Source organism: Amycolatopsis taiwanensis DSM 45107 (assembly GCF_000519205.1).
GTDB classification, from domain to species: domain Bacteria; phylum Actinomycetota; class Actinomycetes; order Mycobacteriales; family Pseudonocardiaceae; genus Amycolatopsis_E; species Amycolatopsis_E taiwanensis.
The window spans coordinates 65,027-91,376 of record NZ_JAFB01000022.1; the positions used below are offsets into that span (position 1 = coordinate 65,027).

Annotated in this window: 22 protein-coding genes; 19 read left to right on the top strand and 3 right to left on the bottom strand. The window is 69.2% G+C overall.

The window, feature by feature from the left end; all coding sequences use genetic code 11:
- The first annotated feature begins 73 nt into the window (after positions 1 to 73).
- The 14 genes from A3CU_RS0117255 to A3CU_RS45135 all read left to right on the top strand — a co-directional run bounded on the left by A3CU_RS0117255 (position 74) and on the right by A3CU_RS45135 (position 15,833).
- The gene (locus A3CU_RS0117255) at positions 74 to 1,147 is read left to right on the top strand and encodes a terpene synthase family protein (RefSeq protein ID WP_027943377.1); all 1,074 of its coding nucleotides are present in this window, start codon (positions 74 to 76) and stop codon (positions 1,145 to 1,147) included.
- Positions 1,148 to 1,233: 86 nt separating this feature from the next.
- Positions 1,234 to 2,469 (top strand): cytochrome P450, encoded by a 1,236-nt coding sequence (locus A3CU_RS45130; RefSeq protein WP_052371806.1) that lies wholly within the window; start codon positions 1,234 to 1,236, stop codon positions 2,467 to 2,469.
- Between the two features lie 59 nt (positions 2,470 to 2,528).
- Positions 2,529 to 3,743, top strand: a complete 1,215-nt coding sequence (locus A3CU_RS0117265) for a cytochrome P450 (RefSeq protein ID WP_027943378.1) — start codon at positions 2,529 to 2,531, stop codon at positions 3,741 to 3,743.
- 3 nt (positions 3,744 to 3,746) lie between these two features.
- Positions 3,747 to 3,977, top strand: a complete 231-nt coding sequence (locus A3CU_RS0117270) for a ferredoxin (protein WP_169739646.1) — start codon at positions 3,747 to 3,749, stop codon at positions 3,975 to 3,977.
- 152 nt (positions 3,978 to 4,129) lie between these two features.
- Positions 4,130 to 5,806, top strand: coding sequence for a thiamine pyrophosphate-binding protein (locus A3CU_RS0117275; RefSeq protein ID WP_027943380.1), 1,677 nt, complete (start codon positions 4,130 to 4,132; stop codon positions 5,804 to 5,806).
- 128 nt (positions 5,807 to 5,934) lie between these two features.
- Complete coding sequence (locus tag A3CU_RS0117280) at positions 5,935 to 7,383, top strand: aldehyde dehydrogenase family protein (RefSeq protein WP_027943381.1); 1,449 nt, start codon at positions 5,935 to 5,937, stop codon at positions 7,381 to 7,383.
- A gap of 159 nt (positions 7,384 to 7,542) precedes the next feature.
- The gene (locus A3CU_RS0117285) at positions 7,543 to 8,997 is read left to right on the top strand and encodes a 4-hydroxyphenylacetate 3-hydroxylase family protein (RefSeq protein ID WP_027943382.1); all 1,455 of its coding nucleotides are present in this window, start codon (positions 7,543 to 7,545) and stop codon (positions 8,995 to 8,997) included.
- Positions 8,998 to 9,028: 31 nt separating this feature from the next.
- Entirely contained in the window at positions 9,029 to 10,030 is a 1,002-nt protein-coding gene (locus tag A3CU_RS0117290; protein ID WP_027943383.1) for an amidohydrolase family protein, read from the top strand.
- 22 nt (positions 10,031 to 10,052) lie between these two features.
- A complete protein-coding gene (locus tag A3CU_RS0117295) occupies positions 10,053 to 11,069 on the top strand; it encodes a DODA-type extradiol aromatic ring-opening family dioxygenase (RefSeq protein WP_027943384.1) in 1,017 nt (338 codons plus the stop codon).
- Between the two features lie 2 nt (positions 11,070 to 11,071).
- Positions 11,072 to 11,740 carry an RraA family protein gene (locus A3CU_RS0117300; protein ID WP_043841403.1) on the top strand — a complete coding sequence of 223 codons (669 nt, stop codon included), beginning with the start codon at positions 11,072 to 11,074 and terminating at the stop codon, positions 11,738 to 11,740.
- Positions 11,740 to 12,393 carry an RraA family protein gene (locus A3CU_RS0117305; protein WP_027943386.1) on the top strand — a complete coding sequence of 218 codons (654 nt, stop codon included), beginning with the start codon at positions 11,740 to 11,742 and terminating at the stop codon, positions 12,391 to 12,393. Before A3CU_RS0117300 ends, A3CU_RS0117305 begins: the two co-directional genes overlap by 1 nt.
- Positions 12,394 to 12,454: 61 nt before the next feature.
- Positions 12,455 to 13,099, top strand: coding sequence for a 4-carboxy-4-hydroxy-2-oxoadipate aldolase/oxaloacetate decarboxylase (locus tag A3CU_RS0117310; RefSeq protein WP_027943387.1), 645 nt, complete (start codon positions 12,455 to 12,457; stop codon positions 13,097 to 13,099).
- A 4-nt stretch (positions 13,100 to 13,103) separates the two neighbouring features.
- Entirely contained in the window at positions 13,104 to 14,093 is a 990-nt protein-coding gene (locus A3CU_RS0117315; protein WP_027943388.1) for a flavin reductase, read from the top strand.
- A 57-nt stretch (positions 14,094 to 14,150) separates the two neighbouring features.
- Complete coding sequence (locus tag A3CU_RS45135) at positions 14,151 to 15,833, top strand: FAD-dependent monooxygenase (protein WP_043841404.1); 1,683 nt, start codon at positions 14,151 to 14,153, stop codon at positions 15,831 to 15,833.
- A gap of 61 nt (positions 15,834 to 15,894) precedes the next feature.
- Here A3CU_RS45135 and A3CU_RS0117325 read toward each other — a convergent pair whose 3' ends face one another.
- Together A3CU_RS0117325 and A3CU_RS0117330 are read right to left on the bottom strand one after the other, a co-directional pair.
- The gene (locus tag A3CU_RS0117325; RefSeq protein WP_027943389.1) at positions 15,895 to 17,283 is read right to left on the bottom strand and encodes an aldehyde dehydrogenase family protein; all 1,389 of its coding nucleotides are present in this window, start codon (positions 17,281 to 17,283) and stop codon (positions 15,895 to 15,897) included.
- A 167-nt stretch (positions 17,284 to 17,450) separates the two neighbouring features.
- Entirely contained in the window at positions 17,451 to 18,614 is a 1,164-nt protein-coding gene (locus A3CU_RS0117330; RefSeq protein ID WP_027943390.1) for a PucR family transcriptional regulator, read from the bottom strand.
- A 151-nt stretch (positions 18,615 to 18,765) separates the two neighbouring features.
- Between A3CU_RS0117330 and A3CU_RS0117335 the strand changes: the two genes are divergently transcribed.
- Both A3CU_RS0117335 and A3CU_RS0117340 read left to right on the top strand, forming a co-directional pair.
- Complete coding sequence (locus tag A3CU_RS0117335) at positions 18,766 to 20,379, top strand: thiamine pyrophosphate-binding protein (protein WP_027943391.1); 1,614 nt, start codon at positions 18,766 to 18,768, stop codon at positions 20,377 to 20,379.
- A gap of 11 nt (positions 20,380 to 20,390) precedes the next feature.
- Complete coding sequence (locus tag A3CU_RS0117340; RefSeq protein ID WP_027943392.1) at positions 20,391 to 21,077, top strand: DJ-1/PfpI family protein; 687 nt, start codon at positions 20,391 to 20,393, stop codon at positions 21,075 to 21,077.
- A gap of 62 nt (positions 21,078 to 21,139) precedes the next feature.
- Here A3CU_RS0117340 and A3CU_RS0117345 read toward each other — a convergent pair whose 3' ends face one another.
- The gene (locus A3CU_RS0117345; RefSeq protein ID WP_027943393.1) at positions 21,140 to 22,366 is read right to left on the bottom strand and encodes a M20 metallopeptidase family protein; all 1,227 of its coding nucleotides are present in this window, start codon (positions 22,364 to 22,366) and stop codon (positions 21,140 to 21,142) included.
- 168 nt (positions 22,367 to 22,534) lie between these two features.
- On the opposite strand from A3CU_RS0117345, the gene A3CU_RS0117350 reads away from it, so the two are divergent.
- From A3CU_RS0117350 to A3CU_RS0117360, 3 genes are all read left to right on the top strand, one after another.
- Positions 22,535 to 23,215 (top strand): FadR/GntR family transcriptional regulator, encoded by a 681-nt coding sequence (locus A3CU_RS0117350; RefSeq protein WP_027943394.1) that lies wholly within the window; start codon positions 22,535 to 22,537, stop codon positions 23,213 to 23,215.
- Between the two features lie 88 nt (positions 23,216 to 23,303).
- Positions 23,304 to 24,353: a pyridoxal phosphate-dependent aminotransferase gene (locus A3CU_RS0117355; RefSeq protein ID WP_027943395.1), complete on the top strand. Its 1,050-nt coding sequence runs from the start codon at positions 23,304 to 23,306 to the stop codon at positions 24,351 to 24,353.
- 229 nt (positions 24,354 to 24,582) lie between these two features.
- Positions 24,583 to 26,346, top strand: a complete 1,764-nt coding sequence (locus A3CU_RS0117360) for an ABC transporter permease (RefSeq protein ID WP_043841407.1) — start codon at positions 24,583 to 24,585, stop codon at positions 26,344 to 26,346.
- Positions 26,347 to 26,350: the final 4 nt, after the last annotated feature.

Sequence of the window (26,350 nt, forward strand, 5' to 3'; positions counted from 1 at the left end):
GTTTCGTCCACCGCGCCTCTCGGCCGGTGGACGAACCCTCTCGCCGGCAAGCCGATCTCGAGGAGCCTTACCGATGCCCGCGATACCCGCGCCCTTCACTGCGGGAGACCAGTTCTTCCTTCCCGAATTCCCCTACCTGTTGCCGGCTTACACTCATCCGGCCAGCCAGCGGATCGCGCGTGACTGCGAGAGCTGGATCAGGACGAAGATGCGGTTCGCCCTGCCTGACGACGGCGAAATCGAGCGCCTGATCGAGGAACGCGCCTCGTTGTGGACCTGCTACGTGCTCCCCACGGCGATGGAGGAGCGGCTGTCCACCCTGTGCAAGTACACCGAGTACCTCTCCGTCTTCGACAACGCGATGGTCGACCGGGAGAAGATCGGCAAGGACGTGGAGGCGGCGAAGGAACTGTTCCACCGTGTGGTGAACATCCTCGGTAACAACGCTGCTGGCGCGGACTTCGAGTGGGGACGCACGCTGCACGAGCTGTGGACGGCGATGAGGCCGGATTTCCCGGACCGCCAGTGGGACCGGTTCATGGCCGAGGTACAGCGATTTCTCGCCGGATGCATCCACGAGATCACGTCCCGGTCCGAGGAAAAGGTGTTCGACTACGACACCTATCTTCAGGTGCGGCGGGACAGCGTCGGGATGGGGATGTACTTCGTGCTGGGCGAGTATGGCCTCGGCATCGACCTGACCGACCATCTGAAGAACCACGCCGCGCTGCGCGACATCATCGACATCGCGCTCGAGCACATCATGCTCACCAACGACCTCTTCTCGTTCCGCGCCGAGTGCGTGATGGACGACTATGTCAACGCGTTGAGCGTGCTGCGAGTCAACAACGGCCTCAGTCTGCAGGACGGGGTGGACGAGCTGTTTTCGGTCATCGAGGAAAGGCGGGTCGCGTTCATGCGCGCCCGCCGAGCCATCGAGAAAAGCTCGCTCGGCGAGGATCCGGACGTGCTGTCCTATTTGGATGCGCTGTGGCACATGATGGCCGGGAACCTGCAGTGGTCGTACGAAACCGCGCGGTACAACGGAGTCGGCCACCGGTGGAACGGCCACCGTCGCGGCGTGGTCACATTGCACGCCGACCGCACCGAGTTCGGTGACCGGCCGTACTGGAGTCTGGCGCGGTGAGCGTCGAGCCGATTTGCACCTTCTCCCGCATCCTCCCGGACGTGACAACAGTACGCCGGCGTTGACTACCGACAGGAAGAACACCGATGTCCGAACAGAACGTTACCGTCGCTTCCGCCGTGATCGACCCGCAGAGCGCCGAGTTCGTCGAGAATCCCTACGACGCATACGCGCGGGCGCGGACGGCAACACCGGTGATACGGGTGAGCGACGGCGTCTACGCGGTCATCGGCCGTGAGGAGATGAAGGCCGTCCTGCGCGACCACGCCCGCTTCAGCAGCCGGCGCAACCTTGGCGGAGTTTTCCCGCTGACCGCCGAAACGCAGGAAGTACTGAAGGAGACGCTTTTCTTCCACACCGCACTGTTCAATATGGAGCCGCCGCGCCAGACCGAGTTCCGAAACCTGGTCGGCGAAGCGTTCACCCCGCGCAACCTGCGCAAGCTGGAACCTGCCGTGCGCTCCGTGGCGGAGGAACTGATCCGCGGGTTCGCCACGGACGGCGCGGACCTGCTCACCCAGTACGCCTACCCGCTGCCGATGCGGGTCATCTGCGACATCATCGGTGTGCCGCGCGCGGACCACGCGATGGTCAAGGAGTGGAACAACGCGTGGATGGCGCTGCAGGTGCTCCCGCTCGAACCCGCGCAGCAACTTGCCATGGCACGTACGGTGGTGGACTACGAGAACTACTTCCGCGACCTGATCGCCGAGCGCCGGCGCGACCCGGCCGACGACCTGGTCTCCCACCTGGCGGCCACCGCGCAGGCCGGCGGGCCCTGCACGGTCGAGGACGTCATCGTCGCGATGCGCGTGATGCTGGCGGCCGGCCACGAGACCGCCACCAATCTGATCGGCAACACCGCCGCCCACCTGCTCACCGACCGGTCCCGGTGGGAGGCGATCGTCGGTGATGAGTCGCTGATCCCGGCCGTCGTCGAGGAGGGCCTGCGGTTCGACTCCTCCGTCCAGGGCGTCCCGCGGACCGTCATGGAGGACGTGACCATCGCCGGGGTGGACATCCCGGCGGGCTCCCAGCTGCAGGTCGTGCTCGCCGCCGCCGGCCGGGACCCGGCATGGGTGGACGACCCGGACACCTTCCGCCTCGATCGCGACGGACCGCCCCGCCACCATGGCTTCGGCCACGGCGTCCACTTCTGCATCGGAGCGCCACTGGCCCGGCTGGAGGCGAAGGTGGCGTTCGAAACGCTGGTGCGCGAGCTGCCCGGCCTGGTCATCAAGCCCGGTCACCAACTCGCGCACCTGCCGGGCGGCTTCACCTTCCGCGGCCTGACCGAGCTGCCGGTCACCTGGTCTCCGTAGGGCGCCGGATGGAGTCCGCCCCAGCCCGTCCCGAACATCAACGAGCTCATGGAGACCCGATGACCCAAGACATCGCACCAACGGAAGCCGCACCGATCCGGCTGCCGATCGAACGGGAGACCGTCCTCGACCCGCCCCCGAAACTGGCCGAGCTGCGCGCCGAATGCCCGGTGTCCAGGCTCACCTACGCCGACGGCCACATCGGTTGGCTGGTGACGAGTTTCGAGATGGCCCGCGCCGTTCTGCAGGACGCCCGGTTCAGCTCTCGACCGGACCTCCGTCACTCCGCGGTCCACCAGGTCCTCGGTGATGGCCAGCCGCCGGAGGAGGATGTGCCCGGCATGTTCGTCGGCATGGACCCGCCGGAGCACACCCGATACCGCAAGCTGATCACGGGTGAGCTGAACGTACGGCGAATGCGCCTGCTGGAGCCGAAGATCGAGCAGACGGCATTGAAGCTGATCGAAGAAATGCGTGCCGGTGGCAACACCGCGGATCTGGTCTCGGCGTACGCCTCACCGCTGCCTTCGCTGGTGATCTGCGAGCTGCTCGGGGTGTCCTACCAGGGCTGGCTCAAGATCCGGCCGGTTTCGGAGAAGATGCTGCGCACCGACTCCAGTGCGGAGGAAGTCAAGCAGTGCTTCGCCGACATCTTCGCCTACCTGGCCGAGGTGGTGGCGGCCAAGCACATCGAGCCCGCGGACGACCTGATCTCCGGGCTGGTCGCGCTCGACGAGCTGAGCGATGTGGAGATCACCGCGATCGCGTTCCAGCTTTTCACGGCCGGGCACGAGACCACGATGAACATGTTGTCGCTGGGCACCTATACGCTGCTGACCGACCCCCAACAGCTGGCCGCGCTGCGTGCGGACTTTTCGTTGCTGGACGGCGCGCTGGAGGAACTGCTGCGGTTCCTCACGGTTATCCAGTTCGGTATTTCCCGGGCCGCGCTGGAGGACGTCGACCTGGGTGGCGTCACCGTCCGGGCGGGCGAGTCGGTCACCATCTCGCTGCCGGCGGCCAACCGCGATCCCGCCCGGTTCCCCGATCCGGACCGGCTCGACCTCATGCGGCCTGCCTCCAGCAACGTGGCCTTCGGTTTCGGCGTGCACCAGTGCGTCGCCCAGCAGTTGGCCAGGGCGGAGATGCGGATCGGGTTCCGCACGCTACTGCAGCAGTTTCCCGCGTTGCGGCTGGCAATTCCGCGCGACGAAGTGGAGATGCGCGACGGCGCCATCGTGTACGGCGCCAAGAGTCTGCCCGTGGCCTGGTGAGACATGCGCACCCTGGTGATCGAGGCGGATACCAGCCGATGCGTTGGTGCCGGGATGTGCGCGCTGGTGGCGCCCGGCCTGTTCGACCAGACCGACGAGGACGGGAGCGTGGTCGTGGTCCACCGGGTCGTTTCCGGCGAGGCGGTCGAGCAGGCGTTGGAGTGCGAGTACAACTGTCCCAGTGGTGCGATCCGGACCAGGGTGGCGGAGCGTAGCTCGGGCAACCACACCTGACGTCATGTCGCGACACGGTGTCGCATGGCCCACCACGTCGCTTCCGTCGCCGCGTCGGAGCGCAAGCCGCGGGGCAGTGCGTAACGTGCCGGGCGGGCTTCGCGCCGGCGGGCTTCGTGCCGGTGCGGGCCGACGACCGCCGAGGAGGCGACATGACGGCTGCCGCACGACTGCTCGAGACCTTGGCGGAGTGGGGAATCGGGCACGTCTTCTGCTGCCCCGGTACGAGTGAGATCCCGGTGCTCGACGCCATCGCGGAGGCGGAGGCGCAGCGGCGGTCCGGCCTGCCCGAGTTCGTGCTGACCACGCACGAGGCGATCTCGGTGTCGATGGCCGACGGCTACGCGCGCGCCTCCGGGCGGATCGGCGTGGCGTACCTCCACACGAACGTCGGGGTCGCGAACGGGCTGGCCCACCTCTACGCGGCGCAGGTCGCCCGCAGCAGCGTCGCGATCCTGGCCGGTGTGAAGGGGAGGGCGACACTTCCGCACCGAGCGCTGACGACGTCGCCGCGACTGCTCGAGACGGCTGCGCCCTATGTGGGCCACGCCTGGCAGAACCTGCGAGCCGAAGACCTGCTCGACGACGTGGCTCGTGCCCTGTGGCGCACCACTGTCGTCCCGGAGCAGCCGGCGATCCTCACGATCCCACAGGACCACCTGGCCGCTGACCCGGAAGCACTCTCCGTCCCGGTCGTCCGCCGCGGTGTGCGCCAGGGTCCGGACGCCGAGGCCGTGCGACGGGCGATCGCGCTGCTGCTTGCGGCGCGGCGACCCGTGGTGGTCGCCGGATCGGATGTCGCCCGACGCGGGGCCGAGGCTCCTCTGGAGCGCCTCGCCGAGCGGCTCGGGGCCCCTGTCTTCGTCGAGTCCCGGCGCGACCTCGAGCGGTGGGCCTTCCGCACGGATCATCCCTCCTACGCCGGTCTGTTCGAGCCCGGTGCACCGCTGATGGCGGAATGCGATCTGCTGGTGCTGGCCGGAATGCCGACGCCGCTGGAATTCTCGGCGGAGGTCGCGGCGTTGCCCGCCGGCGTGCCGATCCTCCACCTTTCCGAGGATCCTGCCGAACCCGGGCGCCGGTACATCCCAGTCGGCGCAGTGGTGGGCGACACCGCCGCGATACTGGGCGAACTGGCCGAAGGCGTTATCGAGGACTGCGCCGCCGGCGCGCTCGATGCCCGTCGTGACTGGCTTGCCCGCGTCCGGCAGGACGGGGAGGACCGCCGTGCCCGCTGGTTCGCCGGCGTTACGGCGGACGCGGAGCACGACGAGTTCAGCGCGGCAGTGGCGATGCGGAACGTCGCCGACGTCGTGGGCGGCGATCGCCTGCTGGTCCTTGACGGAGTTACTTCGACGCTCCCCCTGCTGCGGTTCCTGCAGCGCACGCGTGCCGACTCGCTGTTCACCACCGCGAGCGGATCGCTCGGCTGGGGAATGGGCGCCGCCGCGGGTGTCGCCATGGCCCGTCGTGAGCGTGTCCTCGCGATCGTGGGCGATGGCGTGGTCCAGTTCGGGGTGCCCGCGTTGTGGACGGCGGTGCGCTATCGCTTGCCGGTCACGTATCTCGTCGTGAACAACGGGCGGTACCAGGCCGTTGTCGCCGGGCTTTCGAAGAGCAAGGGTGCGGCCTCCGCGCGCGGGCAGTACCCGCTCACCGACATCAGCGGCGTCGATATTTCCACACTGGCAAGGGCTTTCGGCGTGGCGGCCACGACCGTCGACGGATCTGCCGGGCTGCGCGCCGCGCTCGGCGATGACCTCGCGCTCGGTCCGGCGGACGGCCCTCGGCTGATCGAGGCGCGCGTGAACGACCAGCTGTGGCAGTGACCGGCGTTCCGACACGGTGTCCAGTCGCCGGTGCGGGATTTGCGTCGCCGAGGCGATGAAGCGAGGTCCGGCCACGACCTAGCATCGCGGCGATCTTCGCAACCGCAACCGGATTGGCAGGGACGACGATGGCCCGGTGGGACCTGGACGAGGCAGACGGGCACATCTACTCCGGCGGCTGGCTGGCCGGCGGCGGAGGCACGCTGCCGGTCGTGTCGCCTGGAGACGGCGGCCAGGTGGGGCTGGCCGGTATTGCCGACGAGCACGACGTCGAGCGCGCTGGGGCGCACGCCGCGCAGGCGCAGGTCGAGTGGAGCCGGGCGTCGTACCGGACGCGCGCGGACGTCCTCATGCGTGCCGCGGAAACATTGTGCGACATCCGCGCCGACGTCGAGAACGTGCTCGTACGCGAGAGCGGCTCGCTGCCCGCGAAGGCAAAGCACGAGGTCGACAAGGCCATCGACGAACTGATCGCCGCCGCCGGGCTGGTCACGATGTCGCAGGGCGATCTCCTCCCGGTGGAAGACCCGGCGACGCTGGGCATGGCCCGGCGGATCCCGGTCGGTGTCGTCGGCGTGATCGCCCCCTGGAACGCACCCCTGATGCTGGCCATGCGCTCGGTCGCCCCGGCGATCGCGCTCGGCAACGCCGTGCTCGTCAAGCCGGACGTGAAGACCGCCTTCTCCGGCGGCGCGGTGATCGCCCACATCTTCGAGCGCGCCGGCCTGCCCGCGGGCGTGCTGCACGTGCTGCCCGGCGGCGCCGAGACCGGAGAGGCTGTGGTGCGTTCGCCGCACACGAACGCGATCTCGTTCACCGGGTCGTCCGCCGCGGGTAAGCGGGTCGGCGAAGTCGCGGGCGGCCTGCTCAAGCGGGTGGTGCTCGAACTCGGCGGGAACAACGCGTTCATCGTGCTGGCGGACGCCGACCTCGACCGCGCGGTGGCCGGCGGCGTCGGCGGAACTTTTCGGCACCAAGGGCAGATCTGCATGGCTACCGGACGACATCTCGTGCACGAGAGCATCGCCGACGAATACGTCGAGCGACTCCGTGTCGCTGCCGAGGGACTGCGCCTCGGCGATCCTCGGACACCCGGTACGACGCTCGGTCCGTTGATCACGACCGCGCAGGCCGAGCGTGTGCACGGCATTGTCGAGGAAGCGATCGCCGGGGGAGCGCGGGTCGTGCACGGGGCCGCGCACGACGGCGCGTTCTACCAACCGACCGTGCTGGACGGCGTCACCGCCGACAATGCCGCCTTCCGGAACGAGATCTTCGGTCCGGTCGCCCCGGTCACCCGCTTCTCGACGGAAGAGGAAGCGCTCGCGCTGGCCAACGCGACCGAATACGGCCTGTCCGCGGCGATCCACAGCCGCGACATCGCGCGTGCGCTCGGCTTCGCTGCCCGGTTGCGCGCCGGGATGGTCGCGCTCAACGGCCAGACCATTTACGACGCCGCGCACATCCCGATGGGCGGGCTCGGCGCTTCCGGCAACGGCGGCCGCCACGGCGGGCACTGGAACCTGGACGAGTTCACCTATTGGCAGTGGGTGACGGTGCCGACGATCCAGCGCTGAGCCAAGCGTTTCCGACACCGCGTCGCGGCTTCCTACACCGTGTCGGACGAGCGCGGCGGAGATTCCCGCAGCGGACCGATTCCCCGGCGGGATGGTTTCCGTAGCTTCGAATCGTCGCCCGGTGCGGGGCCGTCAAGACAGACGAAGGAGTCGGAGTACATGGACATTTCCGGTGCCACCGGGGCGCTTACCGGCGAGCAGTACAAACGGAGCCTCAACGACGGGCGCGAAGTCTGGCTCGACGGGAAGCGCATCGAGAACGTCGCGGAACACCCGGCGCTGCAACCGACCGTGGACGAATTCGCCCGCTTGCTCGACCTGCGTTTCGCCACCCCCGAAGCGCGGGCGGCGACGCTGTTCAAGTCCGCGGAGACCGGCAACGAGATCAGCTACGCCTTTTCGCTGCCGAAGACCAGGGAGGAACTGCGCGCCAAGTTCGCCGCTTCGGAATGGTGGATGCGCGAAAGCCTCGGGCAGCTCGGCCGTTCCCCCGACTTCATGTCGAACGTGGTCGCGGGGCTCGCCGATTACGCGGACGAACTCGAGCAGAACCGCGAAGGCTTCGGTGAAAATGCGCGGAACTACCGCCGTTTCGCGATGGAGAACGACCTCGTGCTGACGCACGCCCTCGGCGATCCGCAGATCGACCGCAGCGCCAGCCCGCTCGACGACCCGGATCTCGCCCTGCGCGTCGTGGAAGAGCGCGAGGACGGCGTGGTCTTGCGCGGCGCCAAGCAACTCGCCACGCTCGCCCCGTTCTCCCACGAAGTCCTCGTCTACCTCAACGGCGTCACGGCCGCGCGCGGCGCGGAGGACTTCGTGATCTGGTTCGCCCTTCCGATGAACACGCCGGGCTTGAAGATCCTGCTGCGCGAACCCCTCGGCGCACCGCAGAGCGGACACTCGCACCCGCTCGGGAACCGGTACGACGAGCAGGACGCGATGCTCTTCTTCGACGACGTCTTCCTGCCGCGCGAGCGCATCTTCCTCCTCGGCGATTCCCTGCGCGCGCTAAAAGGGCTGAGCCGCATCAACGTCTGGAGCCTGCAGAGCACGCACATCCGTTTCCTCGCGCGGATGAAGTTCTTCACCTCGGTCGCGAAGAAACTCGCCCACTCCATCGGCGTGGACGCGTTCCGGGGAATCCAGGAACAGCTGGGCGAGCTGATCTCCTACGTCCAGACCCTCGAACTGGCGATCAAGGGCGCCGAGGCCGATGCCGTCGTAACGCCGGGCGGCCACCTGGCTCCGACGAACAGCAACGGCGTGGGCTTCTGGTCGGCCGACCTCTCGGCGCGGATGGTGCAGATCCTGCGCCAGATCGCTGCCTCCGGCCTCATCATGCAGCCCACGGAGGCCGACCTCGCCAACCCCGAGCTGCGCCCGTTCCTGGACCTCTACATGCGCGGCCATGAGATCGGCGCCGCCGAGAAGGCCCGGCTGTTCCGGCTCGGCTGGGAACTCGCCGGATCGAGTTTCGGGATGCGTCAGGAACTCTACGAGTACCTGCACCGGGGCGACCCGGGCGCGGGCCGCACGCGGCTGCTGCGGTTCTACGACACATCGGCGACGGACGCGCGCGTCGACGAGCTCATCGGCAAGCCGCTCACCTGAGACATCCGAACGAGACGCGAAGGAGCTCCACGTGATCATCGACGTTCACGGCCACATGTCCGCGCCGGACGCCTACTACGCCTGGAAGGCCTCGCTGCTCTCGCACCGCGGCGCGCACGGCGGCAAACCCCCGGCGATCTCCGACGACGCGCTCGCCGCCTCCTACCAACACCCGCATCCGAGCTTCGGCAACACCTCGCATCTGGCGCATATCGACGACGCCGGGATCGACCTGCAGCTGATCTCGCCCCGCCCGTTCCAGATGATGCACAGCGAGCGGCCGGCCAAGCTCGTGCAGTGGTTCACCGAGGAGACCAACAACCTCATCCACCGCGCGACCGAGCTGTTCCCCGGCCGGTTCAAGGGCGTCGCGGGACTCCCGCAGAGCCCCGACCTGACGCCCCGGGAGTGGACCGGGGAGCTGCGTCGCACGGTGACCGAACTCGGTTTCGTCGGTGCGATGCTCAACACCGATCCGCACGAGGGCACCGAAACCCCGCCGGCGCTCGGCGATCGGTACTGGTACCCGGTGTATGAGACCCTGTGCGAACTCGACGTGCCGGTCCTGCTGCACGCGGCCGGGTGCAAGCCGCCCGCCCGGGAGCCCTACAGCCTGCACTTCATCCAGGAAGAGACCGTGGCGGTGTGGAGCCTGGTGAACTCGGGCGTGCTGAAGGACTTCCCCGATCTGAAGATCATCGTGTCGCACGGCGGTGGTGCGATCCCGTACCAGGTGGGCCGGTTCCTGCCGTCCGTCGTGCGGACCGGAGTGTCCTATCTGGACAAGCTGCGCCGGCTGCACTTCGATTCCTGCCTGTACACGCGGGACAGCCTGGAGCTGCTCATGAAGGTCGTCGGCACCGACCGTGTGCTGTTCGGGTCCGAGAAACCGGGGACCGGTTCCCAGATCGACCCGGAGACCGGCCGCTGGTTCGACGACATCCACCTGCTCATCGACGACATCGAATGGCTCGGCGACGAGCGCCGTGCCGATGTCCTCGAGAACAACGCACGCGCGCTCTTCCGCTTGTGAGCAGCGGGAGGAAGGACCGATCATGACCGAGATCGTCGCCGGGTTCGGCACCTCGCACGGACCGCAGCTCAAGGCGCCGCCGCCGGAGGCCTGGGAGGCCAGGGGGAAGGCCGACCGCGCCGGCTTGGGGCTCAAGTTCCGCGGCGGGACCTACACCTACGAGGAACTGCGCGAGCTGCGCGAGGACTTCTCGCACGAGATCACCCCCGAGGCGATGCGGCGTCGCTGGGACAGCTGCCAGCGATCGATGGACCGGCTTGCGGACTTCATCCGCGCGCAGGATGTCGATGTCCTCGTCATCGTCTCCAGCGACCACAAGGAGACCTACGGCGACGAGTGGCTCGCCCCGTTCTCGGTGTACTGGGGCGACGAGGTCGCGCACGTGCCGTTCACGCAGGCGCAACTCGACGCGATGGCTCCCGGTCTCGCCGAGGCGGCGACGGGCGACGTCCCGGACCGTACGATCATGCGGCCCACGCACCGCGAACTCGGCAAGCACATCATCCAGTCCACGCAGGCCGAGGACTTCGACACGGGTGCCACCGAGGTCATCCCGGCGGGCCGGTACGGCAACCACACGATCCCGCACGGGTTCGGCTTCATCTACCAGCGGTTCCTGGGCCAGGAATCGACGGTGCCGATGGTGCCGATCTTCATCAACACCTTCTGGGAGCCGAACCCGCCGGGGGCCAAGCGCTGCTACGACTTCGGGCGCGCGGTCGGCCGGGCGATCCGGTCCTTCCCTTCGGAGCTGCGCGTGGGTGTCGTCGCTTCGGGCGGGCTCAGCCACTTCGTGCTCGACGAGAAGCTCGACCAGGAGTTCATCCAGGCGATGCGGGACCACGACGCCGGCTACCTCTCGACGGTCCCGGCCGCCGAAATGCGGTCCGGAGCGTCGGAGCTGCGCAACTGGATCGCGGTGGCCGGGATCGCCGAGGAAGCCGGCCTCGCCGTGACGAACGTTGACTACATACCTTGCTACCGCACGGAAGCCGGCACCGGCAACGCAATGTGCTTTCTTACCTGGGAACAGAGGTGACCATGTCTCCCGACGAGATCATCGCCGCATTGCGCGGACTGGACAGCTGCGCGGTTTCCGACGCGCTGGACACCCTGGGGCTGCCCGGCGCGGTCACCGCACTGGCGCCGATGTGGCCCGCGGGCACGGTGCTGGCCGGCCGCGTGCGCACGGTCACCGCCGCGCCCAAGGCGACGGCCGGACCGGCCACCCACATCGCCACGCCGCTCGTGGCCATCGCTGAGCCCGGCGACGTCGTCGTGATCGACAACCACGGACGCACGGACGTCTCCTGCTGGGGCGGTCTGCTCGCCGAGGCGGCGAGAAGGCGCGGCGTGGCCGGTGTCATCGTCGACGGCGCCTGCCGCGACGTGCAGGAGAGCGAAGCGCTCGCGTTACCGGTTTTCGCTCGCGCGGCCGTTCCGGTCAGCGCGCGCGGACGCATTGTGCAGGAAGCCATGGACGAGCGGATCCAGGTGGACGGCGTTTCGGTCGCCGCACACGACTACGTGATCGCCGACGTCAACGGAGTCGTCTTCGTTGCCGCCGGTGACGCCGAACGCGTCGTCGGCCTCGCGCAGCGCATCGCGGACCGCGAAGCCCGCATGGCGGAGGCCGTCCGCGCCGGGCGCGACGTGCAAGAGGTCATGCACGATTCCCAATTCCCCACAGTCACCGCGGAGCAGCGCTGATGTCAGATCAACTCCTCGACCGGTTCGCGGTGCTCGGCACCGCGACGGTTTCCGACGCCCTCGACAAGCTCAAGCGCCCGGGCAGCCTGCTCGGCCTGGCCCCGCTGGCGGACGGGCAGCGCATGGTGGGCCGGGCCTTCACCGTGCGCTACGTGAGCGCCCAGGTCCCGGCCGGCACCGTCGGCGACTTCATCGACCAGGTCGAGCCGGGTCAGGTGGTCGTGCTGGACAACGACGGCCGGCTCGATTGCACCGTGTGGGGCGACATCCTCACGGCCGTGGCGCACCAGCGCGGTATCTCGGGCACGGTGATCGAAGGGGTTTGCCGGGACACGCACCGGGCGCTGTCCATCGGCTACCCGATCTACAGCCGCGGGCGTTTCATGCGCACCGGCAAGGACCGCGTCGAGGTAGCCGAGGAACAGGGACCGGTGACCATCGGCGGCGTGACCGTGCGCCCCGGCGACATCCTGCTCGGCGACTCCGACGGCGTCGTGGCGATCCCGCGCGACTGCGAGGAGCAGGTGCTCGAGATCGCGGAGACGATCCATGCCCGCGAGGAGTCGATCCTCGCGGCCGCCCTCGGCGGCGCGACGATCGCCGAGGCGCGTGCGAAGTACGGCTACCACGACTTGCAGCGAGCAGACGCATGACACCGCTTATGTCAGTCGACGACACGATCGCGGTCGCGCGCAAACTCACGAAGGGGCGAGCATGAGCATTCCGGACCAGGACACGCAAGAGTTGCTGACGCTCGGAACGGCCACGCTGTACGAGGCGTCGGGGCTCGACTGCTTCCTCGATGCCGCCTTCCGCCCGGCGTGGGACGGCGCGCAGGTGGTCGGCCGCGCGGTCCCGGTATCGGCGCAGATCGGCGACAATCTCGCGCTGCACCACGGGATCGAGGCGGCCGGGCCCGGTGATGTGCTCGTCGTCGACGGCGGGGGCGCTCCGTTCGGGTACTGGGGTGAGGTGATGGGGGTCGCGGCGCAGGCGCGCGGCATCCGCGGCCTGGTCATCGACGGCGGCGTCCGGGATACCCAGCAGCTTGCGGCACTCGGCTTCCCGGTGTTCAGCACCGCGATCTCGATCCGCGGCACGATCAAGCAGTGGCCGGGAACGGTGGGCCTGGCGATCACCCTGCGCGGGCGGGTCGTCCGCCGCGGCGACATCGTCGTGGCCGACCGCGACGGGATCGTCGTGCTGCCCGCGGCGGAGTACGACCGCATCCTCGATGCGTCCCGCAGTCGCGCGGAGAAGGAAGAGTCCTTCATGGACCGTCTTCGCTCCGGCGAGACCACACTCGACGTCTACGACTTCCGCCCGCTCGGATCCCCGATCCGCGACCCCGCGAGGTGAAGCCATGAGTAGCGACCACGACCAGCAGCGGATCGACAGCTTCCGGCAGGCCGCCGGGAGGTTCGCCTCGGGCGTCACCGTCGTGACGACCGTGCTGGACGGACACCTCTACGGGATCACGGCGACGTCTTTCGTTTCCCTGTCGCTGAACCCGCTTTTGGTGACGGTCTCCATCAACCTGCACAGCCCGATCCTCGACGAGATCCGGGCGAGCGGGGTCTTCGCGATCAACGTGCTCGGCCGCGACCAGCAGGCGGTGTCCGCGTGCTTCGCCCGCCGGGGACGCGGTCGGAGCAAGGAGCGGTTCGACGAGGTCGAGACGCACGTCGAGACCACCGGGGCGCCCGTCATCACCGGCGTGCTGAGCTGGTTCGACTGCACCGTGCACACGATGCTGGACGGCGGCGACCACGTGATCCTGGTGGGCGAAGTCGTCTCGGCCGGGGGCGGTCCGGGGCAGCCGCTGCTGTACTGGTCCGGCGAGTACCGCCAGCTCAGCGCGGCGGAGGAGAAGGCGGCGGGGGAGCGAGCTGCCGAAGCCGATCTCAGGCGCATCGCCGATTCGCTTTCGGTCCAGTTGCACCTGCACGGCATGCGGCCCGACCAGCTTCTCGAGGCTCAGCACGCGGTCGAACCCGCGGCGGCCGCGCTCGCGGCGCGCGACGCCACCGACGACCAGTTGGCGCACCTGCGGGCTCTCGTCGAGGAGTCGGAGAAGCACGTCCACGACCCCGGCCGGTACAACCCGCTGTCGTTGGATTTCCACGCTCGGCTGGGGATGGTCAGCGGGAACCCGGCGATCGCGGCGTCGGTCGGTGCGCTCAACCGTCCGCGGGAGAGCGCGTACGCCGTGCACACCAACGCCGAGCGCGCGACCCGTGCCGTCCACGCGCATCGACGCATCCTCGAGGCGATCGAGGACCGCGACGAGGACGCGGCACGCCGGTTGATGACCGAACACCTGGGCGTCGTGGCGCAGGGCATGCCGCATTAACCAGTACTGAACCAGCACTGAACCGGCGCACGGGCGATTGTTTCGCAAAGGACTGACATGACGCAGACCATCGACGCAGACACAGACGCAGACGTCCTCATCATCGGTGCCGGCCCGGTCGGCCTCGTCGCCGCGCTGGATCTGAGCAGCCGCGGCATTTCGGCGATCGTCGTCGAGGAACGCGCTTTCCTGGAACCGCCCAACGTGAAGTGCAACCACGTGGCTTCGCGCACCATGGAGAGCTTTCGCCGGCTCGGGATCGCGGGCGAGGTGCGGGCGGCCGGCCTCCCTCGCGATTACCCGCAGGACGTGGCGTTCCGGACTTCCCTGACGGGCCGCGAGTTCTCGCGCATCCCGATCCCGGCGAGCGGGGAGCGGTACACGTCCCGCACCGGCCCCGACACGAGCTGGCGAACCCCGGAACCACCGCACCGGATCAACCAGACGTTCCTCGAGCCGATCCTCACCCGGCACGTGGCTGAAGCGCCTGGCGTTACGCTGCTCAACCGCACCCGGTTCCTTTCGCTGGACCAGGACGCGTCGTCGGTCTCGGCCATCGTGTCCGATGTGGACGGAGCAAACGAGCGCACGGTGCGCGCCCGTTACCTCATCGGGGCCGACGGCGGCCGTTCGGCGGTGCGGAAGCAGATCGGCGCGAAGCTCAGCGGTGATCCGGTGCTCCAGCACGTGCAGTCCACCTGCATCCGCGCGCCGAAGCTGTACTCCCTGATGTCGGCGGAGGAACCGCGGGCGTGGGGCTACTACACGTTCAACGCCCGCCGCGTCGGCCACGTGTACGCGATCGACGGCAGTGAGACGTTCCTCGTGCACACCTACCTGTCGCCCGAGGAGGCGAAGACGGAAGGATCGGTCGACCGGGACACCGCGATCCGCGCGATCCTGGGCGTGGACGAGGCGTTCGAGTACGAGATCGTTTCGAAGGAGGACTGGGTCGCGCGGCGCCTGCTTGCCGACCGCTTCCGCGACCGGCGCGTGTTCATCGCGGGCGACGCCTCCCACCTGTGGGTGCCGTTCGCGGGTTTCGGGATGAACGCGGGCATCGCGGACGTGCTCGACCTGACGTGGCTGCTCGGCGCGCACCTGGGCGGCTGGGCCGAGGAGGGGATACTGGCGGCCTACGAGGCCGAGCGGCGGCCGATCACCGAACAGGTGTCGCATTTCGCGATGAACCACCAGCGGAAGCTCGCCCGGCCGGGACTTCCCGCCGCGCTCGAGGACGACACCCCCGAGGGCGAGGAGGCCCGGCGAACCTTCGGCGCCGCGGTGCACCAGTTGAACGAGCCGCAGTTCGCCGCGGCCGGCCTGAACTACGGCTACGCCTACCACGGTTCGCCGATCATCGTCTACGACGGCGAGGAGGCGCCCGGCTACACGATGGGCACTTACGTCCCCTCCACCGTGCCCGGCTGCCGGGCTCCGCACTTCACGCTGGCGGACGGATCCTCGCTCTACGACCACTTCTCGCCCGGCTACACGGCCGTCGTCGCACGCGGCAGCGTCGTCGCCGTGCTGACCGTGGAAGCGGAGCGCCGGGGCATCCCGTTCCGTGTGGTCGAAGTGGACGCGGATGCGCTGCCGAAGGAGTACCGGTGCCCGATCACCCTGGTCCGCCAGGATCAGACGGTGGTCTGGCGAGGCGGGACGCCGGATCGGGAAACGGCCGCGCAGTTATGGGAAACGTTGCGCGGCAACCGGATCGAGGCCGCGGCGCACGAGTGATCGGCAACAGCGAAAAGGCGGGGCCGCCGGACGGCCCCGCCTTTTCGCCGTGTCGGAGAGGTCAGCGGCGGATGACTTTGGTGGCAGCCATGGCTTTCAGGCCTTCGACGCCGAATTCGAGACCGTAGCCCGAGGCCTTCGTCCCGCCGAAGGGGATCGCGGGATCGACCCCGCCGTGCTGGTTGATCCACACGGTGCCGGCTTCCAGCCGCTGCGCCACCGCGGCCGCCTCGTCGGGGTCGGCACTCCACACCGAGGCGCCCAGTCCCTGCTCGGTGTTGTTGGCCCGGCGCACCGCGTCGTCCACGTCGGTGTACCGGAGCACCGGCAGCACCGGGCCGAATTGCTCTTCGTCGACCACGGCGGCACCGTCGTCGACGTCGGCGATGATGGTCGGCCGGTAGAACAGCGGGCCCAGTTCGGCTGCCGCCGCGCCACCGGTGACGATGCGGGCGCCACGCTCGCGGGCGTCCTCCACCAGCCGGGAGACGATCTCGAACTGGGCGGGGTTCTGCACGGGTCCGAGCCGGTTGGCCTTGTCCCGCCCGGGGCCCATGGGTGCCTTTTCGGCACGTTCGGCGAGCGCCTCGACGACGTCGGGGTAGATCGACTCGTGCACGTAGAGACGCTTGAGCGCGGCGCACACCTGCCCGGTGTTCATGAAGGCCGCCCAGAAAAGCTTGTCCGCAATGGCGTCCACGTCGGTGCCGGGTAACACGATGCCGGCGTCGTTCCCGCCGAGTTCCAGGGTGAGGCGGGCGAGGTTGCTCGCCGAACTCTCCACGATGCGGCGGCCGGTGGCCGTCGATCCGGTGAACACGATCTTGGCGACGCCCGGGTGCGCGGCCAGCGCCGCGCCCACCTCGCGATCCCCGGATACCGCGGTCAGTACCCCTTCGGGGAGGTGGCGGCGGAAGATCTCGGCGAGCGCCAGAACGCTCAGCGGTGTGTTCTCCGACGGCTTGAGCACCACCGTGTTGCCCATCCGCAGCGCCGGCGCGACGTGCCACACGGCGATCATCACGGGGAAGTTCCACGGGCCGATCGACGCGACCACACCCAGGGGGACGTGGTGCAACTCCGCGCGCGACGTGCCGTCGTCGTGCAGCACCTGCGGTTCGAGCACCGTGTCGGCCGCGGCCCGCAGCCAGTGCGCGGCGCCATGGGCTTCGCCCTCTCCGCCGGCCTTGCCTTGCTCGTGCGTGATGATCTCGCCGAGCTCCGCGGCGTGCGCGTCGATGTCGTCCGCGATGGCGTGCAGGAGCCGCGAGCGCTCGGCGTGCCCCAGCGCTGCCCAGTTCGGCTGTGCGGCGGCCGCGGCGGCGATCGCGGTGTTCAGTTGGTCCACCGTGTGCACCGGTGCGTGGCCGACGACCTCTCGCGTTGCGGCGTCCAGGACCGGACGGCCGCGGTCCTCGGCCACCGAGACCTTGCTCAGCAGTGTGTTCATGGTGTGGGCCCTTCTCGTTCCCCCGGGGCGGCGTCGTCATCGCGCTCATAAAGTTAACATTCAATATAGACATTTAGGTGCGACGCGGCCAGTGCCGTGTTCGTGGGCTCGGACGGGGGTCTGGGGCCTTGCCCCCGGGTGGGCCTGGGGTTGCACCCCCAGACAACTCAGCGCAGGCCGGCGAGGGTCGCCACGCGCAGCCCGGTGTGCAGCTCCCGCCGCACTCCTCCGTCGGAGAGATCGGCGCCGGTGATCGCGCGCACGCGATCCAGTCGGTAGTAGAGGGTGCTGCGGTGGACGTGCAGCTCCTGCGCGGTGCGCTGGGCGTCGCAACCACAGTCGAGGTACTTCTCGAGGGTCTGCGCGAGGTCGGGTCCGGACTGGGTCTCGAGCAGGCGCTGCACGGCACCGGGCAGATCGGAGACACCGAGGTCCCCGAGGGGCAACTGCAGCAGCAGCCGATCCAGTCCCAGTTCCGACCAGTGCACCACTCTTCCGCGGGCCGGGTCGGTGCCGCTGCCGCGCAGGGCGATGCGGGCTTCGCGCCGCGAGGCGTGCACGTCGGAAAGCGGCGCGTGCGCCGCGCCGACCCCGGCGTGCAGCCCGGAGAAAGCGGGCTGGCCGAGGAGGGCCGACAGTCGTTCGGCGTCGATCTCGTACGGCACGAGCAGCACGGCTTCGCTGCCGATCACCGCGCCGACCGCCTTCAGGGTGGGGAAGACGGGAATGCTCGACAGTGCGCGGTCCAGCACCAGGCGGAGTGTTGCCGAGCTGGGCTCGGACCGGGGCGGGGTGGCGATCGCGATCACGGTGTAGTGCGGGACTGGGGAGACCAGTCCGCTCGCGAGCAGTTCGTCGGCCGCCCCGGCACGCTGGCTGCCGTTTCCCTCCAGGAGCGCGGTGAGCAGGCGCAGTGCGCGATCCTCGTGTTCGCGGTTGCCGAGTGCCATGGCGGCGAGGATCAGGCCGATCTGCGCCCGGCGTTCGCGGAGCCGGTCGTCGTCCTCGAGCGCGAGTCCGCCGTCCTCGGGGATCGTCGAGGAGAGATAGCCGACGAGCCGCCGCTCGTGCCGGACCGGGGCGACCAGCCGGGGCTGGCCGCCGTCGAGCGGCGGGATCCGCACCGGTCCGTCGGCCTGGCCCACGCGGTATTCCCGGATCGAGTCCCGGGCGCGGGAAGAACCCTTGTGCGACAGGATGATCGCCAGTCGCGCGTGGTCGACGTCCTGGTCGTGCACGCTGAACGCGATGACGTTGAAGTCCACGTCGAACACGATGATGGGCCGACCGAGCTGGTCGGCGTAGGCCTGGACATGTCCTTCGAGATTCATCGCCTGCCTTCTCGGGTGCCCGCGGGTGTTCGCGCGGCCGAGTCTAGGTCGGCGGTGCCGCGGAACCCGGAATCCGCCCGGCTGCCGGCGTTGGCAGACCCTGGGAGATTGACCTATATTCATTATAGACAATTAAGTGAGAGGGATCCGGATGGCGAAAATGACAGGCGGTGACGCGCTCACCCAGGCGCTCATCAGCGAGGGCGTCGACACGGTCTTCGGCATTCCCGGGGTGCAGCTGGACGGGCTGACCGACGGCATGTACCGCCGGCGGGAGGAACTGGAGCTGGTGGTGCCGCGGCACGAACAGGCCACCAGCTACATGGCGGACGGCTATCACCGCGCGTCGGGGCGGCCGGGGGTGGCGATGGTCGTGCCGGGGCCCGGCGTCCTGAACGCGGGCTCGGGGATGGCCACGGCCTACGCGTGCTCCTCGCAGGTGATGCTGCTTGCGGGCACGATCCCGTCGCCGCTCGTCGGCTCGGGATTGGGCGCACTGCACGAGATTCCCCGGCAGACCGAGACCATCGAGGGCCTGACCAAGTGGACCGCCCGCCCGCGGCGGGTCGAGGAGATCCCCGACCTCGTGCACGAGGGATTCCGGCAGATGCGCACGGGACGCCCGCGTCCGGTGGCGCTCGAACTGGGGCCGGACCTCCTCCACGCGGTGGCGGATCTCGAGCCGGGGAAGCCGTTCGCGGTCGAGACACCGGAAGTCCCGGACGGTGCGGTCGCCGAGCTCGCGCGTCTGCTCGCCGCGAGCACCCGGCCGGTGATCCACGCCGGCGGCGGGATGCGGGATCCCCGCGCCTTCAAGCTCCTGGCGCGGCTGGCCGATCTGCTGGACGGTCCCGTGGTCATGAGCGAGAACGGGCGCGGCGCGATCGACGCGCGGGATCCGCATGCCCTGCCCGCGTTCGCGTTGTGGGAGCTGCGCGCCACCGCGGATCTGGTGGTTTCGTTCGGCAGCCGGTTTCTCACCCCGTTCGGGAAGCAGCTGAACATCGGCGACGCCCGGCTGGCGCTGGTAAACATCGACGCGGCCGATCTCCGCCCGCCGCGGCGTCCGGACCTCGCGGTCAACGCCGACGCCGTGGCCGTGTTGGAGGCCCTGGTCGAACGGCTCGCGCCGCGCTCGACGTGGGGAGAGGAACTGCACCGGCTCCGTGCGGATTGTGAAGCGCGCATCCGGCAGCAGGCCGCTCCGCAGATGGAATTCGTCGACGCGATCCGCGCGGCACTGCCGGAGGACGGGATCTTCGTCAACGAGCTCACGCAGATCGGATACGTGTCCACGTACGGCTTTCCGGTGCAGGCGCCGCGGTCCTACGTGTGGCCCGGTTACCAGGGCACGCTCGGCTACGCGATGCCGACCGCACTCGGTGCCGCCGTGGGCGCGGGCGGGCGGCCGGTCGTGGCCGTGACCGGGGACGGCGGCATCGGCTGGTCGCTGCAGGAGTTCGCGACGGCGAAGAAGTACGGCATTCCGCTGGTGACCGTGCTGTTCGAGGACGCGCGTTTCGGCAACGTCTGGCGCATCCAGCGCGACACCTACGGCGGGCGGTTCATCGGGTCCGACCTGACCAACCCCGATTTCGGTATGCTCGCGCAGGCGTTCGGACTGGATTTCGCGCTCGCCGAAGACGCCGGCGCGGTGCGGAAGCACGTGGCCGCGGCGATCGCCGCCCGCCGCCCGGCGATCGTCAAGGTCCCGGTCGACGTGTTTCCGTCCCCGTGGCCGCTGATCCACGAACCGCGCCACTGAGAGACTGTTTCATGAACCGTCCACTTCGGATCGTATGCCTGTTGTTCCCGCAGGTGACCCAGCTCGACCTGACCGGACCGGCGCAGGTGTTCGCGCGCATGCCGGACACCGAGGTGGTCTACGTGTGGCACCGGATCGAACCGGTGCCGACGGACGCGGGGTTCGCCATGCTGCCCACCGCCGCCTTCGCCGGCGCCGGGCAGGCCGACGTGCTCTTCGTTCCCGGCGGGAAAGGCTCGTTCGATCTGTTCGACGACGAGGTCGCGCTGGGCTTCGTCCGCACGCAGGCGGAGAACGCGCGCTACGTGACGAGCGTGTGCACCGGTTCCTTCGCGCTCGGCGCCGCCGGCCTGCTCACCGGCCGGCGGGCGACCAGCCATTGGGGCTCGCTGCACCTGCTGGCCGAGTTCGGCGCGATCCCCACGTCCGAGCGCGTGGTCCGCGACGGGGACGTCATCACCGGCGCGGGGGTGTCCAGCGGGATCGATTTCGCGCTCACGCTCACCGCCGAGTTGTTCGGCGACAACGTGGCCAAGCGCATCCAGTTGGGAATCGAATACGACCCCGCGCCGCCGTTCGACGCGGGGTCGCCCGCGCGGCCTGATGCCGATCCCGGGGAAGTGGCCCGATGGATCGCAGGCGTCGACGCGGCACGCGGGCCGCTCGTCAGGCGGGCCGCGGCTCGGCTCGGCCGCTGACCGCTGGCCGGCGAAAGGACTCCTTGGGGGAAGTGCGTTCCCCCAAGGAGTCCTTCGCGCCGTCAGGCTCCGTCAGCCTGAGGCGCCGATGTGGCACCGACGTGGCTTAATGCGAGCGCTGCCAGTGCCGCAGCCTGGTCGCCGAGCACGCTGTCGTCGAAGACGGCTCGCGGGGAGTGGTTCATCTCCGCCGCGTCGGGCTCGGTTCCTTCCGGGGTCGTGCCCAGGAAGACAAACGCGCCGGGAACCTCGCTCAGCACATAGGAAAAGCTCTCGGACGCCATCACCGGATCCTCGAGTGCGATCGCCCGGTCCGCGCCGAACAAGTCGCCGAGGACGTTCAACGTGTGCGTCGCCGCCTTCGCATCGTTCACGGTGACCGGGTAGACCGCCTGGAACTCCGACTCGGCGCGGCAGCCGTAGGCCGAGGCGATCCCGTCGGCGAGCGCCGGCAGTTCTCGCGAGAGGATCTCCACGCTTTCCTTGGAAAGCGCGCGAATCGTCACCCCGAGCGTCGCCTCGTCGGGGATGGCGTTGATGATCTCGCTCGCCTGCATCTTGGTCACCGACAGCACAACCGGGTCGAACACCGGGAACCGCCGCGTCACGAAGGTGTGCAACGCCGAGATGATCTGCGCCGCGGCGGGCACCGGGTCCACCGCCTGGTGCGGGCGCGAGCCGTGGCCGCTTCGCCCGATCACGCGCACGGTCAGGCTGCTGGCGCCCGCCATGACCGCTCCGGCCCGGGTCGAGAACACGCCCGCGCGACCGGGCAGGACGTGGATGCCGTACGCCGCTTCGACGCGTTCGCCCGCCGCCGAGAGGAGTCCTTCCTCGATCATCCGCTGTGCGCCCCCACCGGCTTCTTCGCCCGGTTCGAACATGAACACCACGGAGCCTTCGAGCTCCGAACGGCGGGCGTTGAGCAGCTTCGCCGCGCCGACCAGGGCTGAAGTGTGCAGGTCGTGTCCGCAGGCGTGCATCACGCCTCGCTCCTGCGACGCGAACGGCAGCCCGGTCTCCTCTGTGACACGCAGGGCGTCCATGTCCGCCCGTAGCACGACAGACGGTCCGGGACGCGTGCCACGGAGCACGGCGACGATCGACGTGAAGTCGTGCGGGCCGGGCGTCACCTCGAGGTCGAGCCCGGCGAGCGCCGTCAGGACGGCGCGCTGGGTGCGGGGGAGCGCGAACCCGGCTTCGGGGTGGGTGTGCAGCGACCGCCGGAGGGCGACCAGTTCGGGCAGCAGCGCGGAGGAGTCGGAAAGGATCGGGGCGGATTCCGGCATCGGGGCTCCTTCTGCTCGGTGCGTGCCGCGCTGGTGACGCACCTGGGCTAATGACTACAATCAATATAGATGATGTTGGATGTGCAGGACTCCGGTGCGCCTCTACGCTGTCACCACCCGTGACCCGTGTCGGCGCCGCCGCCGGGCTCGAGCACTTCGGAGGACTCCTTGCCGCAGATCACGAACACCGCCGCCGCCGTCCAGGTCGCCCGTGCCCTGGAGGAGGAGATCGTCTCGGAGGGCTGGAGTGCCGGGCACTTCGTCGGGCGCCGGCAGGAACTCGCGGCGCGGTTCGGGGTCGCACCGGCCACGCTGAGCGAGGCGATCCAGCTGTTGCGCGCCCGCGGGATCGTCGACGCCAAACCGGGTCCGGGTGGCGGGATCTTCGTCGCGACGCGCTCGCCGTTCACGCACCTCAGCGATCAGCTTCTCCAGTTGCGCGAGGGGAAGGCGACCGTCGAGAACTGCCTCCGCGTCCTTGACGCGCTCGACGGGCCGGTGCTGCACGACGCGGTCGAGCACGCGAGCGACGAGGACGTCGCCGAGATCTCCGCCTGCGCGGAAAAGCTGCGGGCGGCCTGGAATTCCGCCGACGCGCCCACCGCGATCTGGGCGCTGCACGCGCGCATCGCCCGGGTGTCGCCGAACGAGCTCCTGCGGAGCCTGTACACGAACCTCGTCGACTACATCATCGCCGCGCGGCTCGAGGGTGTCACCGCCCCGGCCACGCAGGCGCGGCTGCGGACCCACCTCGACTTCGCCAAGGCGGTCGTCCGCCGGGATCACGAGCTCGCCGAGTCGGCGATCTCGAGGCACCGCCGCCCGGCGGTGGCCGCCCGGCCTTCCTGACTTTCCGCGAGGACAACGCAGATGGGTGTACGCGGCCGGAAAAATGTGTATATTCATTACAGTTAATAGCTCGGCTTGAGGAGGATGCATGCTGCTGGAGCTCCGCAGTGTGGTCGACCGCGTGCTCGCCGCCCCGGATCGCTCGGCGCGCGGTGCGCTGCCGCCGATCCGCCTGTCGCAGAACGAAATGCCCTGGGCGCCCGCGGACGTGATCGTCTCGGCCATGACCGAAGCGGTCCGGAATGTCCATCGCTACCCCGATTACCACCGCTCCGCCGCGCGTGCCGCGGTCGCCGGGGCGATGGGTCTGGACCCCGGGCGGATCGCGATCGACAACGGCTCCGGCTCCCTGCTGCACGCGCTCGCCCGGCTCGTGTGCGAACCGGGAGTGCACGGGGTCCGCCCCGCGCCGTCTTTCGAGGCGTATGCGGCCGCGCTCTCGCTCGCCGGTGCGGAGTCCACAGAGGTCGGTCTCGACGAGAACGGCGCGATGGATCTCGACGCGATGCTCGCCGCCGTCGGCTCGGATACTCGCATTGTCTACCTCTGCAATCCCAACAACCCGACCGGCGGGATGCGGAGCGTCGAGGATATCCGGAATTTCCTGCAGCGCGTCCCGGCGAGCGTGCTGGTTGTTGTCGACGAGGCATACCGCGAGTTCGTGTCTGTCGAACCGGTGGACGCCACGGTGGGATTGCTCGACGAGTTCGAGAATCTCGTGCTGCTGCGGACACTGTCCAAAGCGCACGGTTTGGCCGGAATCCGCGTCGGCTACGCGGCGGCCGCACCGCGCATCGCTGAAGCGCTGCGTCGCACCTCTGTCGGGTTCGCGCTCAACAGCGTGGCCGAAGCCGCGGTCATCGCGGCGTTCGGACCGGCCGGGCTGGCCGTGGCGCAAGAGCGGGTCTCGGTCATCGTCTCGGAGCGCGCCCGCGTCGAGGCCGCGCTGAAGGCGGGGAACGTCTCGTATGTGCCCAGCCAAGCGAATTTCCTCTTCCTGCACGGAGAAGCGGCGGATCTGCTGTCCCGGCTCGAAGCACGCGGCGTGCTCGCCCGGCCGTTCCCGCGCGCCGGCGGGGTGCGGGTGACGATCGGGCTGCCCGAGGAGAACGACGCAGTGCTGGGCGCCCTGCTCTGATCCGGCGCTGCTCCTCCGGCGGTGTTCATGCTCGCGCGGCCGGGCCGGGGCCGCCGCGTTCGACGCGGCCGGCGGTTTCCTCCGACACCGTGTCGGAGGAAACCAGAAGGACTTCGGAGAGCGGCTCGATGAGCCGCCGCCGCCGAGTTCTTACGCTCACAGGCATGACAGACGCCAGCGGTCTGTCCCCGCGGCGGGATTCCGATCGCTCGCAGGAAGGGATGTGGCAGTGACGGAGAGCCGATTCGAGCTTGACCGGCGGGCGTCGATGCGCCGCTCGGTCACCGGCGGTGTACTCAGGACAACCCTTCTCGCCGGGCTCACGCTGATCTTTGTCTATCCCGTGTCGATGATCGTGCTCGGAGCGTTCCGCGACGGGCTGCCGTCGGAGAACCTGCCGTTCACGATCGACGGCCTGCTCGCCGCGTTCACGGTTCCGGAAACCTGGAAGACGCTGTCGAATTCGGTCGTGCTAGTCGTCGTGTGCGGCACCATTTCGGTCGCCGGGGGCGGGCTGTTCGCCTGGATCGCGGCCAACACGAACGTTCCCGGCCGTCGGCTGCTCACGCCGATCATGGTGATCAACCTCTTCGTCCCGCCGCTGTTCCACACGCTGGGCTGGATCATGCTCGGCAACGCGCAGAACGGCCTGCTCAACCAGCTCGGCCGGGCGCTCGGCACGCACGGACCATTGATCAACATCCAGGGCTGGGGCGGGCTGATCCTGCTGACGTCGCTGGGGTACATGCCGTTCGCGTACCTGCTGCTGCTCGGCGCGTTCAAGAACCGGGACTCCTCCCTCGACGAGGCCGCCGCGATCAGCGGGGCGGGAACGGTGCGCACGTTCTTCACCGTCACGGTGCCGTCGGTCGGCCCGGCGATCACCGGCGCGGCGCTGCTCATCGCGGTGCTGGTGTTCCAGTCGTTCGACGGGCCGCAGCTGATCGGCCGCCAGGCGGGCATTTACGTCTTCTCGACGCAGATCTACCGGTATGTCCGGGACGAAGCGCCCGCCGAGTACACCAAGGCGTTCGCGCTTTCCCTCGTGCTGATCGTGCTGGTGCTGCTGTTGTTCCTCGCCCAGCGCTGGCTGCTGCGCGGCCGCACCTTCACCACGCTCACCGGGAAGACCTCGCGGCGCGACCCGCAGGAGCTGGGACGCCTCCGGTGGGTCCTGTCGGCGCTCATCGTCGTGGTCGTGCTGCTCAACTTCATCCTCCCGCTGTTCGCGATGGCGCTCGGCAGCCTCCAGCCGATCTTCGGCGTCACCAGCACCGGGCTCACCCTCGACAACTACGTCACGATGCTCACCGATCCGCAGTTCAGCTCGAGCCTGGCGCTCACCGCATGGCTCGCGGTCATCGGCGGCTTCGGCTCGATCTCGATCGCGTTGCTCACGACCTACGTCACCGCGCGCCGCCGGGGTTTCCTCCGGGGCTACACCTCCTTCGCCGTGTGGATTCCCTGGGCGCTGCCCGGCGTCGTGCTCGGGCTGGCCTACATGTTCGCGGTGCTCTACATCCCCGCGTTCCGCGGGCTTTACGGCTCGGCGTTCCTGATGACGCTCGTGCTCATCGTCGCCACGATCCCGGTCTCCAGCCGCATCGCCGAGGGCGCACTCGCCCAGCTGTCGCCCGAACTGGAGGAAGCCGGCCGGATGTCCGGCGCGAGCGCGGGGCGCGTGCTGGTGACCATCGTGCTGCGCCTGGTCATTCCGAGCTTCCTGGCCGGGTGGTTCCTTTCCGCCCTGTTCATCTCGGGGAACCTCGCCGTGCCGATGCTGCTGGCCCCGCCCGGCCTCGAACCCGTTTCGCTGACCGCGTTCCAGCAGTTCCTCACCGGCGAGATGTCCCGGGGCGCGGCGCTCTTCATGATCATCCTGATCGCCGCGTTCGCCGTCCTCGCGCTCGCCGCGCTTTCCGTCAAGCTCGGCGGCCGGCTCCTCGGCCGCACCGACCGTCCCGCCAACCCGCTGTCCCAAATCACCCACTGACCCA